Below are 14,855 nucleotides of genomic sequence, written 5' to 3'. Positions count from 1 at the left end.
AACAGTATCCTGAGCTAAGCAGTTTTCCGCTGCCGGGCATTGACCCGGTGGCGACATCATTGTTTTGGTCTTCCCGGAAATCAAGCTAGATGCTTGTATCCGCTCCGGGGAAAAATGCAGGAAGACCATATGAGCAAGGCGAAGGCGCACAAGAAGTCCGCTGGGCAGCCCGCCGGTACGACCAGTTCTGGAGAAATTGCGATCGTGCCGGCCAGAGGTGGCGTGACCAGCAAGACGGACCGGCTGCGCGTGCGCGCCGCATGGATGTATTTCGTCGAGCAGAAGACGCAGAACGAAATCGCCGAGATCCTCGGCATAGGCCGCGTCAGCGTGGTGCGGATGCTCGCCGATGCACGGGCCCGCAACGAGGTGAAGATCACCATTGAGGGCGACCTTGCGGAGATCACCCGCATCGAACGCGCGCTGGAAGAGCGTTTCGGGCTGGAGCGCGCCGTCGTCGCGCCGCTGTCCGATCCCAACGCGGACCCCATACCCGCAATCAGCGCGGCGACCGGCAGTTTCGTCTCCGATGTCATGACAGCGGGCATGTCGGTCGGTGTCGGTTGGGGGCGCACGCTTTTCGGCTCCCTGCCGTTCATCCGTGCCCGGCCGCTGGCGGATTTCAAGGTGATCTCGCTCCTGGGCGGTGTCGGCGTTGCCCGTCGCTTCAATCCGGCTGAATTCGCGTGGCGTTTTGCGCGCGCTTTTCAGGGCGATGGCTATCTCATTCCCGCGCCCGCCGTGGTGGACAGCGTCGAAACGAAGACAGCGCTCATCGAGCGCTGCGGTCTGCATGAAATTCTGGCGCTTGCCGATACGCTCGACGCGGTCATCGTGTCGATTGGCGGCCTCGCTTCGGCCACAACCTTCTATCGCGGGGGGTATCTCACCGAGGCCGTACGCGCCGCTCTGGAGGATAAGGGTGCGGTGGGGGACATCCTCTATCACTTTTACGATATCGACGGTCAGCTCGTTGATCATCCGATCAACGACCGCGTGATGTCCGTCGATGTCGACCGCCTGCGCCGGGCACCGATGCGCATTCTCACTTCCGGCGGTGACGACAAGATCGATGCGCTCATCGGTGCCATGAAACTGGTCGAGCCAACAGTTTTCATCACCGATGAGGAGAGCGCCCGCAGCATTCTCGCCCTGGCGTGACCGACACGCATCCATGAAATTCGCTCCGGATATGTGATTTCGGTGCCGGAGCCGCTATAAGATGCGGGAGCGATGTGCTGGCGGAAGGCCGCGAGGGGAGCTTTTTTTCGACGATGGTAGACAGGTTTGCGCGGCGCTTTCTGCCTTCCTTCTCCGTTCTGCGCAGTTTCGCCTCGGCGGCGCGGCATCAGAGTTTTACCCTGGCTGCCGAAGAGCTCAATCTGACGCAGAGCGCCGTCAGCCGCCATATCCGCGATATGGAGTCGGCGCTTGGCTTCAGCCTGTTCCGGCGCGTTGGGCGGCGCGTGGTCCTGACACCGGCCGGCAAAAACCTTGCCGATGCGCTGGAGGACGATCTCAGCCGCATCACCCAGACCCTGCATCGCGCGATCGCCGCCGGCATGTCGGGCGCGACACTCAATGTGGCCAGCCTGCCCACATTTGCAAGTCGCTGGCTCATTCCGCGCCTGCCCGGTTTCGAGAAGGCGCACCCGGGGATCGGCATCAACCTGACTGCCCGCATCAATCCGTTCGACCTGGCTCATGAGCGTTTCGATGTCGCCATTCATTTCGGCCGGGACAACTGGCCGGATGCGCAGCTCACCAAGTTCTGCGACGAGGAGATGATCGCGGTCGCGTCGCCGCAGTTCATTGAGGCGAATCGTGTCGACGGCCCGGAAGGATTGCTTGAAGCACCGCTTCTGCACCTCCAGAGCCGGCCGGGCGCCTGGGGTGACTGGATGCATGAGGCCGGTCTGGGAGAGGTGCCGGCGCTTCCCGGCAAGCAATTCGACCAGTTCACCATGGTGATTGCCGGTGCGGCTGCAGGGCTCGGTGCGGGGCTCGTGCCCGCCTATCTGATCGAAGAGGAGCTGCGCTCCGGCGTTCTGGTCCAGGTGGGAGACACAGCCCTCAAGACGCAGAACAGCTATTTCATTGTGCGGCCGCTCGGTGTCGACAATCCGTCGGCGGACGCTTTCGTCACATGGATTCTCGCTCAGGTCTAGAGCATCGGACCGAAAAGTGGGATCCGGTTTTCGGGCTATTCCGATGCTCCATCAATAGTCTAGATCGTCCTTTATGCGTCCGGACGGACGCACGGCGATCTATAGCATCGGACCGAAAAGTGGAATCCGGTTTTCGGATTGTTCCGATGCTCCAACTATAGACTACCTAGATCGTCCTTTATGCGTCCGGACGGACGCACGGCGATCTAGCCGGAACGACAGTTGTGCCTTTCCGACACCGATCAGGCGGATATGCATGACCCTGCATCATGAATACAGTCCGATTTTCCATTTCCAATCCGGGACCGCCCTCCCTACATTCCCGCCAGGGGCCTGTCCGGCCGCGCGGCATCCGTCTGCGTTTTCGCAAGAAGATTATCCAGGGAGCGAAGCACCCATGAACGTCAAGAATGAAACTAGCGAGCTTTTGAAGCGCCTCGGCGTCGACGAGAAGGCTTTCACCGGCGGTGACCTTACCGTGCGCACGCCAGTCACCGGCGAGGAAATCGGTGCGGTCTCATCCATCTCCGCTGAGGAGACAGGCGCTGCCGTGGAGCGGGCGCATCAGGCCTTCAAGGCATGGCGCAATGTGCCCGGCCCGCGTCGCGGTGAACTGGTGCGTCTTCTGGGCGAGGAGTTGCGCGCGGCGAAGGACGATCTTGGACGCCTGGTGTCCATCGAGGTCGGCAAGGTCCGTTCCGAGGGCCTCGGCGAGGTCCAGGAGATGATCGACATCTGCGATTTCGCGGTCGGCCTCTCGCGCCAGCTCTATGGCCTGACCATCGCCACCGAGCGTCCCGGACATCGCATGATGGAAACCTGGCATCCGCTCGGCGTGGTCGGCGTCATCTCCGCCTTCAACTTCCCGGTTGCCGTGTGGTCGTGGAACGCGGCTCTTGCCTTCGTCTGCGGCGACAGCGTCGTGTGGAAGCCCTCCGAAAAAACGCCGCTGACGGCGCTTGCCTGCGAGGCGATCTTCAAACGTGCGGTCAAGCGCTTTGGCGATGACGCGCCGGCCGACCTTCTCACCGTCATCATCGGCGAACGCGCCGTTGGCGAGGCGATGGTCGATCATCCGAAGGTGCCGCTGGTTTCGGCCACCGGTTCCACCCGGATGGGCCGCGAAGTCGGTCCGCGCCTGGCAAAGCGCTTTGCCCGCGCTGTTCTGGAGCTCGGCGGCAACAATGCCGGTATCGTCTGCCCTTCGGCCGATCTCGACATGGCGCTGCGCGCCATCGCCTTTGGCGCCATGGGCACGGCAGGCCAGCGCTGCACCACGCTGCGCCGCCTCTTCGTGCATGAATCCGTTTATGATGCGCTGCTGCCGCGTCTGCGCAAGGCGTATGAATCGGTTTCCGTCGGCAGCCCGCTCACGACCGATGCGCTGGTTGGTCCGCTTATCGACAAGGGCGCTTTCGACAACATGCAGAAGGCGCTCGAAGAGGCGAAGAAGCTCGGCGGCAAGGTGGTTGGCGGAGCGCGCTTCGACAGCGGCGACGCAGACGCCTATTACGCGCATCCGGCTCTGGTCGAGATGCCGGAGCAGGCGGGCGTCGTTCTGGAGGAAACCTTCGCCCCCATCCTCTACGTGATGAAGTACAGCGATTTCGACGAGGCGCTCGAGCTTCATAATGCCGTGGGCGCGGGCCTCTCTTCCTGCGTTTTCACCACCGATATGCGTGAGGCCGAGGAATTCCTTAGCGCGCGTGGTTCCGACTGCGGCATTGCCAACGTCAATATCGGCACCTCCGGTGCGGAAATAGGCGGTGCGTTTGGTGGTGAAAAGGAAACCGGCGGTGGCCGCGAATCGGGCTCCGATGCCTGGAAGGCCTATATGCGCCGCGCAACCAACACGGTGAACTATTCCAAGGAACTGCCGCTCGCGCAGGGCGTCTCTTTCGATATCGAATAGCTGCTCAGGCCATGAATGCGAAAGGGCGGCTCCGGGCCGCCCTTTTCTTTACCCGGTTTTCCGCCGGGATCATTCCATGCCGAGCGCGGCCTTGTAGAGGTCGATCATCGCCTCTTCTTCCTGGCGCTCGGCCTGATCCTTCTTGCGCAGGCGTACGATCGAGCGCACGGCCTTGGTGTCGAAGCCATTGGCCTTCATCTCGGCATAGACTTCCTTGATGTCTTCCGAAATGGTCTTCTTGTCTTCTTCAAGCCGCTCTACACGCTCTATAAAGGCGCGAAGCTGGCCAGCGGCCACTGTGTCGGCGGTCTCGGTCGTGATGTCGTCGGCCATGCGAAACTCCGGTCGATTGTTCTGAAAGCCCGCGAGTCGGGGCGTTGAGGCGTGGCAGGTTCGATGCCCCAGCAAGGCCCGGCGGTCAAGGGATTTGCTGCTTTGAGCGGGCTGGCTGCTGCCAGATTGCCGGTCTGCTGGAGCGGTTCACCGTTTAACGGAAACGCCACTCCGCTCTATCTCTCTGCTTTTCCGCATTTATGCGGACGTCAGGTGATTCCACCCGACCGCAAAATGCTTTAGTGGTCTTTGGGACGATTTTCCTCGAACGCGGCCTTCTGTTCCGCGGTTGCCTCGGTCTGGTGCTTCGCGCGCCATTCCTCATAGGGCATTCCGTAGACGATCTCGCGCGATTCCTCCTTGGAAAGCGCGATCCCTTCGGCCTCGGCGGCGTCCCTGTACCAGTTGGACAGGCAATTGCGGCAAAAGCCGGCGAGATTCATCATGTCGATGTTCTGAACGTCCGTGCGGTTGCGCAGATGGTCGACCAGTCGGCGAAACGCGGCGGCCTCCAGATCGCGCTTCTGCTCCTCAGTCAGCGTTGTCATGGGTGCTCCTTCAGATATGGTCCGTTCGTGACCCAAAATGCCTTACTTCATGCATATCGGGCCGTGCGTTGATGGCTTCAAGCATGGGGGCAAGCCTCTCTGCCCAGGCGATTGCACCGGCCTCGCCGGCAATCAGGTCCTGGCGGATCTCGATGAGCGCATAGGGGAAGCCCCTCGTGGTGGCATGCCGGTGCATGGTGTCACCCGGATAGGCGCCGTCATAGGGTTCGTTGTCACCCACCGTCAGTTCGCCATCAGCCCTCAACGCCTCGATCAGGGGGGCGGCCGCGCGGCTGTCGATGTCCCACAGAACACCCACCTCCCACGGCCGCCTGCGCCCGAGCAGCGATGGCGTGAAGGAATGAATTGCGATGATAAGCGGCGCCTGGCCGATTGCCGCCTCGACGCCGCTCACCGTCTTCGCGACGGCGTCGTGGAAGGGCAGATAAAAGCGATCGATGCGGCTTTTCCGTTCCTCGGCGGTGAGGGGGTAGTTCCCCGGTATGATGGTCCCGTCGTAAAGCTGCCGGATCAGGGTCGGGTCGTTGATGCCGCGATTGGGATCGATAAGGAGCCTTGAAAACCCGCCCAGAACCGCCGGTACACCCAGTTTTTCGGCGAGCGCGCGGGTCACTGCCTCCACTCCGATATCGTATGCGATATGGCGTTCGAATTCCGACGCCGGGAGGCCCAGCGCTCCGTATGTTTCGGGCAAAGCGCGCTTCGCATGATCGGCGACCAGTACGAGGCCCCTGGTGAGCTCACCGGGAATCAGCTCGAACGGTGATGTGAAGGCGAAGGCATTCATCAGGCGGGTCCCGGGAAAACTGGTGCGGTCATAAATGTGCGCTTATCACAGCGTAATCTCGTCCTTTCACGATGTGCTCCGTTCTGCAAGGCTGTGATGGAAAACACGCGCTGGCGGGCGATGGCGCGTTGACAGGGGGCCGGACATTGCCGAAAAGGAAAATATGCTCAGGTCGAATTCAAGGTTCTCAAAAATGCTTCGACGGGCGTCACACGCGAAACGCCGGGGGGCCTTTCTGCTTGCTGCCGCGACCGGACTGGGAGGCGCACTTCTTGCGCCCACCCCCGCGTTTGCTGATTTTCGCGTCTGCAATTCCACACAGAACCTCGTTGGTGTCGCCATCGGATACCGCACCGCTTCGGGCTGGGTGAGCGAGGGATGGTGGCGGATCGAGAAATCGAGCTGCAAGACGCTGATCGAGGGGCCGCTGGAATCACGCTATTACTACCTCTACGCAGAGGACGCTGCGAGTGGCGGCCGCTGGGAGGGGAAGGTGCAGATGTGCGTCGCACTGACCGAGTTCAAGATTGCCGGTACCAATGATTGTTTTGCGCGGGGCTTCCAGCGTGCCGGCTTCCAGGAATATGACACGCGCGAGCAGGAAAACTGGATGGTGGATTTGACTGACGGGCCGGCCGAAAACAACACACTGACGAATTCGGATGCCTCCCAATGAGGCGCAATCGCAAGGTCAAGATCCTCGCCACGCTCGGGCCCGCATCTTCAGAAGAGGAAAGCATCCAGCGTCTCTTCGAGGCCGGCGCCGATGTGTTCCGCATCAATATGAGCCATGCCAGCCACGAGCTGATGCGCACCCTGGTGGGACGCATTCGGGCGGTTGAGAAAAAGGTCGGTCACCCCATTGGCATTCTGGCCGATCTGCAGGGGCCGAAACTGCGCGTGGGCACCTTTGCCGAGAAGAGCGTCGAGCTTTCCATCGGCCAGACCTTCACGCTCGACGACAATCCCGAGCCAGGCAATGACAAGCGGGTCCACCTGCCGCATCCCGAGATTCTGAAATCGGTGGAGCCGGGGCATCGTTTGCTGATCGACGATGGACGGCTGCAACTCAAGGCGCTCAAGAACAACGGCAAGGCGATTACCTGCGAGGTGGTGGCCGGGAACAAGATTTCCGACCGCAAGGGCGTAAGCCTCCCGGACACGGATCTTCCCATGGGAGCGCTCACCGACAAGGACCGCAAGGATCTCGATGCGGTGCTGTCGTCCGATGTGGACTGGATCGCGCTTTCCTTCATCCAGAGGCCCGAAGACCTGGCCGAGGTGCGCAAGGTGGCGCGCGGACGGGCTGCGCTTCTGGCCAAGATCGAAAAACCGCAGGCGGTGAAGCGCCTTGCGGAGATCATCGAGCTTTCCGATGCGCTCATGGTGGCGCGCGGCGATCTTGGCGTGGAAATGCCGCTCGAGGCCGTTCCGGGCATTCAGAAGCAGATCACCCGCGCCTGCCGCCGCGCCGGCAAACCGGTCGTCGTGGCCACGCAGATGCTGGAATCGATGATCTCCGCGCCTGTGCCGACCCGTGCGGAAGTGTCCGACGTTGCGACCGCCGTTTTCGAGGGGGCCGACGCGGTGATGCTGTCGGCGGAATCTGCGGCCGGCGACTATCCGGTCGAGGCGGTTGCGACAATGAACTCAATCGCCACCAAGGTGGAGCAGGATCCCACCTATCCGACCATCATCTACGGCCAGAGGACCGAGCCGGAGCCGACGGGCGCCGACGCGATTTCCATGGCGGCACGGCAGATCGCAGAGACGCTCAATCTCTCGGCGATCATTTCCTACACCTCGTCGGGCACCACGGGGCTGCGCGCGGCCCGTGAGCGGCCGCAGGTGCCGATTATCGCTCTTTCGCCGGTGGTGGAGACCGCACGGCGCCTGTCGCTCGTCTGGGGCACCCACTGCGTGGTGACGGAGGACGCCGCCGACCTGGACGACATGGTCAACCGGGCCTGCCGCATTGCCTATGAAGAGGGTTTTGCCAAGCCCGGCAACCGCGTCATCGTGACCGCGGGTGTGCCGCTTGGCACGCCTGGTGCAACCAACATGCTGCGCATCGCTTACATCGGCTCGGACGGTCTGGGCGGTATCTGACCTGGCGCAGGGGGGGCACGACCGGCGGAGTTGGTTCACCGGTCGTTTTTCGCTGCGCACGGGCCGGCTGATGCCGCTCAAATGCCCTGGCCGGCCAGCTTGTCGGATATCTCGGATACGGCGTTCTGCGCGCTGCGCAGCATTGGATAGATGTTCAGAACCTGCTCATAGGCGGTAAGCGCCTGTTCCTGACGGCCGGTGGCCTGCAGGATGCGGGCCATCCCCGCCAGTGCGCCGAAATGGCGCGGTTCAAGCTCCAGCGTGCGCGATATGTCCGCCATCGAGCGGGCATAGTCATTCATCATGAAATGCACCGTGGCGCGGCGATTCCACCCTTCGGCATAATCGGGGAAAAGCATGGTGACCTGATCGAGAAAGTCGAGCGCGACGGAGAGTTTTTCCGCCTTGATCGCATCATTCGCCCAGCCAACGAGGAGGTTGGCCGTGTCGCTGCCCGAATCGCTCCAGGTCTCGCCGATCCGCAGCGCTATGCGGCGGGCGGCCCGTTCGTTGGTTTCTTTCTTGAGGTCGGTGAAGAGCGCGTCGAGGCGCGCCTGCCTGTCGGGCACCGGTGATTCCACACCGGATGCAGGCTTGCCACCCTCAGCTGCCTGTGCCGTTGGCAGGCCCATGAGAGCGACAGCGAGAATTGCGATCGTGAATCGTACCATGCCGCAATGATAGGCGCGGCATGGTGAAAGGGAAACTGAATTTCGCGTGAAGACCGCCGAGACCGGCGGGTCAGCCCTGCCGTGCCTTGAAGCGCGGGTTGGACTTGTTGATGATGTAGATGCGGCCCTTGCGACGGACCATGCGGTTTTCCCGGTGACGGGTCTTCAGCGCCTTGAGCGAGTTTTTGATCTTCATCGTTCTTGTCCGTGGTTGGCCTTACGGCCCGAAATGAGAAGGCGCGCATCCATGGCGCGCCACAAGTCGATGGGCTCATAGACGAGGATGCTTGTCCGTGTCAACCTTTCGGCGGGGTCCGGCAGCATGAATCAGGCGATTCCCGCTGTTCGGAAAATCAATTCTTCATCACCGGTGCAGATCGAAGGAGTTTCACATGTCATTTCGCAGCCATCTCTACTCGATCGCGATCCTGGCGATCGCGGTTCCGGCTTCCATGGCTGGAGCCTTGGCCCAGGAGCCCGATTGCGACGATCCGCAGACGCAGCTCGACATGACGCAGTGCGCAGGCCGGGACTATGAGGCAGCCGACAAGGCACTCAACGCGCAGTATGGCGCCGTCAGGAAGCGTTATTCAGACAATGAAGATGCACGCACGCTGCTGCGAGACGCTCAGCGGGCATGGATCCGGTTTCGCGATGCCCAGTGCGATCTTGCGACGCTGGCCGTACGCGGCGGCTCTATTGAACCCATGATCCGCGCCCAGTGCCTTCAGGAACTCACCGAGGCGCGTACGCGGCAGCTCGAAGAGCTGGTCGACTGCAAGGAAGGCGATCTCAGTTGCGTATGAGACGGGTGAAGTGTCCCATCTTGCGGCCGGGCCTGATTTCGGTCTTGCCGTAGAGGTGGAGCATCAGATCGGGTTCTTTCAGCAATTCGGGTGCGCGCAGAACCTCATCGCCGATCAGGTTTTCCATCACGCAGTCCGAGTGCCGGCCCGTGTCACCAAGCGGAAGGCCGGCGACAGCGCGGATGTGCTGTTCGAACTGGCAGACCGTGCAGGCTGCCTCGGTCCAGTGTCCGGAATTGTGCACGCGGGGCGCTATCTCGTTGACCAGGACCTTGCCGTTGTCGAGCACGAAGAACTCCACGCCAAGCACGCCCACATAGTGCAGTGAACCTAGGATATCGATGGCCGCCTGCTTCGCCGCGGCGAGGGTTCCAGCGTCGACATGGGCGGGCACGGTCGAGCGATGCAGGATGCCGTCCCTGTGCTCGTTCTCGGCCGGGTCGTATATGGCGGTGCTGCCGTCCGCCGCCCGCGCGGCGATAACGGAAATTTCCCGCCGAAACGGAACCAGGGCCTCGAGTATGAGTGGAACGCCACCCATCTCGGAAAAGACGCCTTCATGAGCGCCGGCATCGGCACTGCGAAAAACACGTTGCCCCTTGCCGTCATAGCCCATCCGGCGCGTCTTGAGGACGCCGCCTGAAAAGCGCTCCAGTCCGCGTGCGAGATCGTCATCGTTGTCCACAGACAGGAACGGCGCTGTGGATATCCCCGCTGTGTTCAGGAATATCTTCTCGGCAAGCCTGTCCTGCGCTGCTTCCAGCGCTTCCGGAGGGGGGAAGACGGACATCTCCTCTGAAAGGGACAGGGCCGTTGCGACCGGCACGTTCTCAAATTCGTAGGTTATGACATCGCATTGCTGGAGAAGCTTCTTCAGAGCTGGCGTGTCATCGTAAGCGGCGTGAATGAAGCCGTTTGCGACCTGCGCTGCGGGGCTGTCCTCGGCGGGGTCCAGCACCACGGTGCGGTAACCCAGCCTGGCAGCGGCCATTGCCAGCATGCGGCCAAGCTGGCCGCCACCGAGAATGCCGATGGTCGCACCTTGGGGAAGGGGAGCGGTCATGTTCAGTCGACCGGATAGTCGGCGACCTGCGCCGTCTGTTCTGCGCGCCATGCATCGAGGCGGTCCGCCAGGCTGTCGTCCTGAAGCGCCAGCACCGCAGCAGAAAGGAGCGCAGCGTTGATCGCGCCGGCGCGGCCGATGGCGAGTGTACCCACGGGAATGCCTGCGGGCATCTGCACGATGGAGAGAAGTGAATCCTGCCCGGAAAGCGCCTTGGATTCCACCGGCACGCCGAACACGGGGAGCGGTGTCATTGCGGCGGTCATGCCGGGGAGGTGGGCGGCACCGCCCGCACCTGCGATGATCGTCTGAAACCCCTCGTCGCGGGCGTTTCTGGCGAAGTCATAAAGACGTTCGGGTGTGCGATGCGCAGAGACAATACGCGCCTCATACTCGACACCGAGCTGGTCGAGCGTGTCTGCGGCATGGCGCATCGTTGCCCAGTCGGACTGGCTTCCCATGATAATCGCCACTCGGGCGGACCGCTCAGCCATCAAATCCCCTCGCAATCAAAAATGAGGCTGTAGTCAAAACCGGCCGTCATCGCAAGCTTGCGCGGTGGCAAGCCCTTAAGAACCTGGAAAAATCAGGCGATGATGTCCGGGATGATGTTGTCTTCCAGTTCCTGCAGCCTGTCCTTCAGGGCCAGCTTCTTCTTTTTCATGCGCTGGATACGAAGCGGATCGCACCCCGTGGCGATCATGGCGTTGATTGCGGCATCGAAATCCGCATGATCCTGTTTGAGGCGGGCGAATTCGAGACGAATCTCCGCCTGTTCCTGTTCAGATGTCACCACAGTCAGCTGACCCACATGCGCGAAACTCCGGCTGTAACCCGCGGGACGAGTCCACAACCCAGCGACGCCGTCGGGACAGTCCCGGCAGCGGAGGCGCTTATATCACATTTCAATGTTTCAGGAAATGCTACCAGACTGTGTTCGACAAGCCACATTTGTGGTGGCACACTGTCCTGATCGCCAGTTCCTGCGGGCGGGCATCGGCTGGCGAATTCTCGAGGAAGCAAAGGAGATCCCAATCATGTCTCTTGAATCCCATCTTGCAGAGTTGAAGCGTAAACATGGTGAGCTGGAGCGCGAAATCGACGATGCCAAGCTCCACCCCTCTGTTGACGAACTCGATGTTGCTCAACTCAAGCGGCGCAAGCTGGCCATCAAGGACGAGATGGAAAAGCTCAAGTCGGCGGTTACCCGCCACTAATGCATGTCGCTTTCAAATGAATTCATTTGAAAGACAACGAACATGCATCATTTGAAAGTGTTACAGCGTCCTTTGCGCGTCTTATAAGACGCGCGGCGCTGTAGGTCGCGGTGCGTCCCTTCGGACGCGCAAAAGACGATCTAGCTTATCTGGGGAGCGTCGGGACAACCGAAAACCGGTTTCCGCTTTTCGGTCCCATGCCCCAGGAGCACTTTGCGAAGCGAAATCGACCAAACAGATTTCGTCATACGCCAAGAACACAAACCAGGATGCATACAGGCTCGCCTGGGTGTCTGGGAGATCGTTTTAAGACGTGCTGGCCGCACAGGGCCTCTGGCCTCCGCCTCGGTATTCGTCCGGGTGCGGGGGCCTTATCGTGTGACCGCCTGAAGCGGCTTGCGCCACACCACCCTTAGTCGGGTTTCATGAAACTTATTCGACAGTTTCGGTCAGAGATTCTTCGGTATCGCTGCGCGGATCCAGAACCGCTGCCTGTGGCGTAACCGCCCGCTCCGCCGGGAGCGTTTTAAAGGCTTCGCGCTCGTCGACCGGAACCGGGGCACGCTGCGAGATGCGCAGCAATGCGTAGGCACCCAGCCCGAAATGGGCCAGCGCGGTGATCAGGAACAGGCTCTCCGGCGGCATGATTTCCATCAACACGCCACCGATCAGCGGTCCGATCATGGTGCCGAAGCCATAGAGGAAGAGCAGCCCGCTTGCCACTTTCACGAAATCTTCAGGCGATGCATGGTCGTTCGCATGGGCGACGATGATCGAATAGAGCGTATAGGCGAAGGCACCATAAACCCCTGTCATGGCGATCACATATGTTCCGTCGCGCGGTGCTGTCAGGAGTATCAGGAGGCCGACGAGACCGGAGCCGAATGCGGCGCCGGAGATGACGAAACGCCGGTCCATCCGGTCGGAGAGCCGGCCCGCGGGAAGCTGCAGAGCGGCCCCTGCAAGAACGGCAATACTCATCATCGTTGCGATCTGCAGTGTCGAAATCCCGATCTGGCCGCCATACACGGCGCCCAGAGTGCCCCAGGCGCCATTTGCAATGCCCACAAGCACGCAGCCGAGAAAGGCGACTGGCGAGTTCACGTATAATCCTTTCAGATCAAGCGAAGCCTGCGTAAGCGGCTCGGGGCTCACGGCTTTGGAGACGGCGGTCGGGATCAGGGCCATACAGAACAGAATGCCCGTTGTCATGAACAGGATCGTGTTGGAAACATCGCCGAAGGCCACTGTCATCTGGCCTGCTGTCAGCGATGCGTAGGTCAGCATCATGTAGATGCCGAAAACGGTGCCGCGGTTCTCATTGGTGGATTTCTCGTTCAGCCAGCTTTCGATCACCATGAAAGCGCCGGCCATGGTGAAGCCGGTGAAAATACGCAGAATCACCCAGCCGGTCGGGTCCACCCACATGCCGGTCAGAAGCGCAATGATCGCACCCGATGCGGCAAAGGCGCCGAAAGCGCGCACATGGCCCGCCCGGCGCACAATGCGCGGCGCCACGAAGCAGCCGGCCACGAAGCCTGCCGCCCATGCGGCACCCAGTGCACCCAGGGAGGCCGTTGGAAACCCCTCCATCTGCCCGCGCAACGGCAGCAGGAGCCCATGCAGTCCAGACCCGGTCAACAGGAAGGCCGTGCCAAGGAGAAGCGCGATGATGGAACCGAGAGGTGACAGCATGAAATGATTCCGAAGGGGTGTGCGTTCGAACTGATCGGGTGTCTTTGGCCAGCCTGCCCTCGCCACTGAAACATGGCATGAGCAAGGCCCGTGGAAAGTCCAACCGCGTCTTCGAGACACGTATCCGGCAATATGCGCGAATAACCTTCAAGGGAGCATCGCAAAACCGGCGCTCAAGGCCGGGATTGCGCTGTCCGGAGTGTCTCAGTCGCGGCGAAACAACGCCTCTGCAGCGTTTTTCGTTGCACCCTTGCTTTCAACTTCCTCTTCGAGGCGCACGATCTCCTCTTTCAACTTTGCAATCCGGTTTCTGAGTTCATCGACGGACAGCAACGAGAGATCCTGACCGATCTGATGTCCCGAACCAGGTTTCTTCTCTTCTTCCTCGAAAATGGCCATCGTGTCCTCTCCCGTCGCTCGCAGCGCCGCGTGTGGGATTACCCTTGATCCGGCAGCACCGCTCGCCGATTGTGTTGTCAGATCTTTCTCAAATCAACAGGGGCATGATGAACCACACAACGCTTCCAGAAACGATGACGGCGGTTGCGATCAGCACACCCGGCGAACCGACCGTGCTGAAACCGGAGCAGCGCGACGTGCCGAAGCCCGGTGAGGGCGAGATTCTGATAAGGGTGCGCGCTGCGGGCATCAATCGGCCGGATGTTTTTCAGCGCAAGGGGCTTTATCCACCGCCGCCTGGCGCCTCGGACCTGCCGGGCCTTGAAGCGGCCGGCGAGGTGGCTGCGGTGGGCGAAGGCGTGAAGCGCTGGCAGGTGGGCGATCGCGTTACCGCGCTCACGCCGGGTGGCGGCTATGCCGAGTACTGCCTCACGCATGAGACCAACGCACTGCCGATCCCGCACGATCTCACCTTCACCGAAGCGGCAGCGGTGCCTGAAACCTTCTTTACCGTGTGGCACAATGTGTTTCAGCGCGGCGGCCTGAAGGCGGGCGAAACGCTGCTCGTTCATGGCGGCTCTTCCGGTATCGGCACAACGGCCATCCAGGTGGCCACGGCACTGGGCTCCAAGGTGATCGCCACGGCAGGCTCGGCAGAGAAATGTGCTGCCTGCGCCTCGCTGGGTGCGGTGCGTTCGATCAATTATCGGGACGAGGATTTCGTCGAAGCCGTCAAGGAAGAGACCGATGGTCATGGTGCCGATGTCATTCTCGACATGATCGGCGGCGACTATATCGAACGCAATTATGCGGCCGCCGCCATGGACGGGCGCATCGTGCAGATCGCCTTCCTGAAAGGCTCGCGCGCCACGGTCGATTTCTCGCAGGTCATGCGCAAGCGGCTTGTCCATACGGGCTCCACGCTCAGGCCCCGTTCCGTGGCGTTCAAGGCGCGTATCGCCACCGAGCTGGAAGCGCATGTCTGGCCGCTTCTCGCCGCGCGCCGCATTGCGCCCGTCATGGACATGACCTTTCCTCTTGAAGAGGCCTGGCGTGCGCATGAACGCATGGAAGAGGGTGCTCATATCGGCAAGATCGTGCTCGAAGTCGCCTGACCGTCAGGAGG

At 61.4% G+C, this 14,855-nt stretch carries 18 protein-coding genes; 8 read left to right on the top strand and 10 right to left on the bottom strand.

Annotation, left to right across the window (positions count from 1 at the left end; translation table 11 throughout):
* Positions 1 to 129: 129 nt before the first annotated feature.
* The 3 genes from KUG85_RS13405 (at position 130) to amaB (ending at position 4,080) form a co-directional block, all read left to right on the top strand.
* Complete coding sequence (locus KUG85_RS13405; RefSeq protein WP_065817106.1) at positions 130 to 1,161, top strand: sugar-binding transcriptional regulator; 1,032 nt, start codon at positions 130 to 132, stop codon at positions 1,159 to 1,161.
* A gap of 113 nt (positions 1,162 to 1,274) precedes the next feature.
* Positions 1,275 to 2,168, top strand: coding sequence for a LysR substrate-binding domain-containing protein (locus KUG85_RS13400; RefSeq protein ID WP_065817107.1), 894 nt, complete (start codon positions 1,275 to 1,277; stop codon positions 2,166 to 2,168).
* A gap of 397 nt (positions 2,169 to 2,565) precedes the next feature.
* Positions 2,566 to 4,080 carry an L-piperidine-6-carboxylate dehydrogenase gene (amaB, locus tag KUG85_RS13395; protein WP_223005556.1) on the top strand — a complete coding sequence of 505 codons (1,515 nt, stop codon included), beginning with the start codon at positions 2,566 to 2,568 and terminating at the stop codon, positions 4,078 to 4,080.
* Positions 4,081 to 4,149: 69 nt separating this feature from the next.
* Here amaB and KUG85_RS13390 read toward each other — a convergent pair whose 3' ends face one another.
* The 3 genes from KUG85_RS13390 to KUG85_RS13380 all read right to left on the bottom strand — a co-directional run bounded on the left by KUG85_RS13390 (position 4,150) and on the right by KUG85_RS13380 (position 5,769).
* Positions 4,150 to 4,413, bottom strand: a complete 264-nt coding sequence (locus KUG85_RS13390; protein ID WP_007008278.1) for a DUF2312 domain-containing protein — start codon at positions 4,411 to 4,413, stop codon at positions 4,150 to 4,152.
* Positions 4,414 to 4,652: 239 nt separating this feature from the next.
* A complete protein-coding gene (locus KUG85_RS13385; protein WP_065816901.1) occupies positions 4,653 to 4,961 on the bottom strand; it encodes a DUF1244 domain-containing protein in 309 nt (102 codons plus the stop codon).
* Positions 4,962 to 4,971: 10 nt separating this feature from the next.
* On the bottom strand, positions 4,972 to 5,769 hold the full coding sequence (locus tag KUG85_RS13380) for an N-formylglutamate amidohydrolase (RefSeq protein ID WP_223005555.1): 798 nt from the start codon (positions 5,767 to 5,769) through the stop codon (positions 4,972 to 4,974).
* 193 nt (positions 5,770 to 5,962) lie between these two features.
* Here KUG85_RS13380 and KUG85_RS13375 point away from each other — a divergent pair, with 193 nt between their 5' ends.
* Entirely contained in the window at positions 5,963 to 6,445 is a 483-nt protein-coding gene (locus KUG85_RS13375; RefSeq protein WP_065816903.1) for a DUF1036 domain-containing protein, read from the top strand.
* Complete coding sequence (gene pyk / locus KUG85_RS13370; protein ID WP_065816904.1) at positions 6,442 to 7,878, top strand: pyruvate kinase; 1,437 nt, start codon at positions 6,442 to 6,444, stop codon at positions 7,876 to 7,878. Before KUG85_RS13375 ends, pyk begins: the two co-directional genes overlap by 4 nt.
* 77 nt (positions 7,879 to 7,955) lie before the next feature.
* On the opposite strand, the gene KUG85_RS13365 is transcribed toward pyk, so the two are convergent.
* Together KUG85_RS13365 and ykgO are read right to left on the bottom strand one after the other, a co-directional pair.
* Positions 7,956 to 8,549, bottom strand: coding sequence for a tetratricopeptide repeat protein (locus tag KUG85_RS13365; protein ID WP_223005554.1), 594 nt, complete (start codon positions 8,547 to 8,549; stop codon positions 7,956 to 7,958).
* Between the two features lie 70 nt (positions 8,550 to 8,619).
* A complete protein-coding gene (gene ykgO, locus KUG85_RS13360; protein ID WP_007008283.1) occupies positions 8,620 to 8,745 on the bottom strand; it encodes a type B 50S ribosomal protein L36 in 126 nt (41 codons plus the stop codon).
* A gap of 196 nt (positions 8,746 to 8,941) precedes the next feature.
* Between ykgO and KUG85_RS13355 the strand changes: the two genes are divergently transcribed.
* The gene (locus tag KUG85_RS13355; RefSeq protein ID WP_223005553.1) at positions 8,942 to 9,355 is read left to right on the top strand and encodes a lysozyme inhibitor LprI family protein; all 414 of its coding nucleotides are present in this window, start codon (positions 8,942 to 8,944) and stop codon (positions 9,353 to 9,355) included.
* On the opposite strand, the gene KUG85_RS13350 is transcribed toward KUG85_RS13355, so the two are convergent.
* From KUG85_RS13350 to KUG85_RS13340, 3 genes are all read right to left on the bottom strand, one after another.
* Positions 9,342 to 10,418, bottom strand: a complete 1,077-nt coding sequence (locus tag KUG85_RS13350) for a 5-(carboxyamino)imidazole ribonucleotide synthase (RefSeq protein WP_223005552.1) — start codon at positions 10,416 to 10,418, stop codon at positions 9,342 to 9,344. The genes KUG85_RS13355 and KUG85_RS13350 overlap by 14 nt on opposite strands.
* A gap of 2 nt (positions 10,419 to 10,420) precedes the next feature.
* A complete protein-coding gene (gene purE, locus KUG85_RS13345) occupies positions 10,421 to 10,912 on the bottom strand; it encodes a 5-(carboxyamino)imidazole ribonucleotide mutase (protein WP_065816908.1) in 492 nt (163 codons plus the stop codon).
* A 92-nt stretch (positions 10,913 to 11,004) separates the two neighbouring features.
* A complete protein-coding gene (locus KUG85_RS13340) occupies positions 11,005 to 11,214 on the bottom strand; it encodes a YdcH family protein (RefSeq protein ID WP_171900098.1) in 210 nt (69 codons plus the stop codon).
* Between the two features lie 241 nt (positions 11,215 to 11,455).
* Between KUG85_RS13340 and KUG85_RS13335 the strand changes: the two genes are divergently transcribed.
* Positions 11,456 to 11,635 (top strand): YdcH family protein, encoded by a 180-nt coding sequence (locus KUG85_RS13335; protein ID WP_007008288.1) that lies wholly within the window; start codon positions 11,456 to 11,458, stop codon positions 11,633 to 11,635.
* Positions 11,636 to 12,067: 432 nt separating this feature from the next.
* Here KUG85_RS13335 and KUG85_RS13330 read toward each other — a convergent pair whose 3' ends face one another.
* Together KUG85_RS13330 and KUG85_RS13325 are read right to left on the bottom strand one after the other, a co-directional pair.
* Positions 12,068 to 13,330: an MFS transporter gene (locus KUG85_RS13330; protein WP_223005551.1), complete on the bottom strand. Its 1,263-nt coding sequence runs from the start codon at positions 13,328 to 13,330 to the stop codon at positions 12,068 to 12,070.
* Between the two features lie 204 nt (positions 13,331 to 13,534).
* Positions 13,535 to 13,729 (bottom strand): DUF1192 domain-containing protein, encoded by a 195-nt coding sequence (locus KUG85_RS13325; RefSeq protein ID WP_065816910.1) that lies wholly within the window; start codon positions 13,727 to 13,729, stop codon positions 13,535 to 13,537.
* A gap of 107 nt (positions 13,730 to 13,836) precedes the next feature.
* Between KUG85_RS13325 and KUG85_RS13320 the strand changes: the two genes are divergently transcribed.
* Positions 13,837 to 14,844, top strand: coding sequence for an NAD(P)H-quinone oxidoreductase (locus KUG85_RS13320; protein ID WP_374730103.1), 1,008 nt, complete (start codon positions 13,837 to 13,839; stop codon positions 14,842 to 14,844).
* Positions 14,845 to 14,855 lie beyond the last annotated feature (11 nt).

Origin of the sequence: Nitratireductor rhodophyticola (assembly GCF_019891355.1) — a bacterium.
Lineage (GTDB): Bacteria > Pseudomonadota > Alphaproteobacteria > Rhizobiales > Rhizobiaceae > Nitratireductor > Nitratireductor rhodophyticola.
Note: the sequence above shows the minus strand (reverse complement) of the source record. Positions and strands in the feature narration are given on the sequence as shown.

What these genes read in the sequence shown, in the direction of transcription:
- KUG85_RS13405 (WP_065817106.1), top strand. Translation starts at nt 130, where the DNA reads ATGAGCAAGGCGAAGGCGCACAAGAAGTCCGCTGGGCAGCCCGCCGGT.
- KUG85_RS13330 (WP_223005551.1), bottom strand. Translation starts at nt 13,330, where the DNA reads ATGCTGTCACCTCTCGGTTCCATCATCGCGCTTCTCCTTGGCACGGCC.
- KUG85_RS13335 (WP_007008288.1), top strand. Translation starts at nt 11,456, where the DNA reads ATGTCTCTTGAATCCCATCTTGCAGAGTTGAAGCGTAAACATGGTGAG.
- KUG85_RS13375 (WP_065816903.1), top strand. Translation starts at nt 5,963, where the DNA reads ATGCTTCGACGGGCGTCACACGCGAAACGCCGGGGGGCCTTTCTGCTT.
- ykgO (WP_007008283.1), bottom strand. Translation starts at nt 8,745, where the DNA reads ATGAAGATCAAAAACTCGCTCAAGGCGCTGAAGACCCGTCACCGGGAA.
- pyk (WP_065816904.1), top strand. Translation starts at nt 6,442, where the DNA reads ATGAGGCGCAATCGCAAGGTCAAGATCCTCGCCACGCTCGGGCCCGCA.
- KUG85_RS13380 (WP_223005555.1), bottom strand. Translation starts at nt 5,769, where the DNA reads ATGAATGCCTTCGCCTTCACATCACCGTTCGAGCTGATTCCCGGTGAG.
- KUG85_RS13320 (WP_374730103.1), top strand. Translation starts at nt 13,837, where the DNA reads ATGAACCACACAACGCTTCCAGAAACGATGACGGCGGTTGCGATCAGC.
- purE (WP_065816908.1), bottom strand. Translation starts at nt 10,912, where the DNA reads ATGGCTGAGCGGTCCGCCCGAGTGGCGATTATCATGGGAAGCCAGTCC.
- KUG85_RS13400 (WP_065817107.1), top strand. Translation starts at nt 1,275, where the DNA reads ATGGTAGACAGGTTTGCGCGGCGCTTTCTGCCTTCCTTCTCCGTTCTG.
- KUG85_RS13355 (WP_223005553.1), top strand. Translation starts at nt 8,942, where the DNA reads ATGTCATTTCGCAGCCATCTCTACTCGATCGCGATCCTGGCGATCGCG.
- KUG85_RS13390 (WP_007008278.1), bottom strand. Translation starts at nt 4,413, where the DNA reads ATGGCCGACGACATCACGACCGAGACCGCCGACACAGTGGCCGCTGGC.
- amaB (WP_223005556.1), top strand. Translation starts at nt 2,566, where the DNA reads ATGAACGTCAAGAATGAAACTAGCGAGCTTTTGAAGCGCCTCGGCGTC.
- KUG85_RS13325 (WP_065816910.1), bottom strand. Translation starts at nt 13,729, where the DNA reads ATGGCCATTTTCGAGGAAGAAGAGAAGAAACCTGGTTCGGGACATCAG.
- KUG85_RS13385 (WP_065816901.1), bottom strand. Translation starts at nt 4,961, where the DNA reads ATGACAACGCTGACTGAGGAGCAGAAGCGCGATCTGGAGGCCGCCGCG.
- KUG85_RS13350 (WP_223005552.1), bottom strand. Translation starts at nt 10,418, where the DNA reads ATGACCGCTCCCCTTCCCCAAGGTGCGACCATCGGCATTCTCGGTGGC.
- KUG85_RS13365 (WP_223005554.1), bottom strand. Translation starts at nt 8,549, where the DNA reads ATGGTACGATTCACGATCGCAATTCTCGCTGTCGCTCTCATGGGCCTG.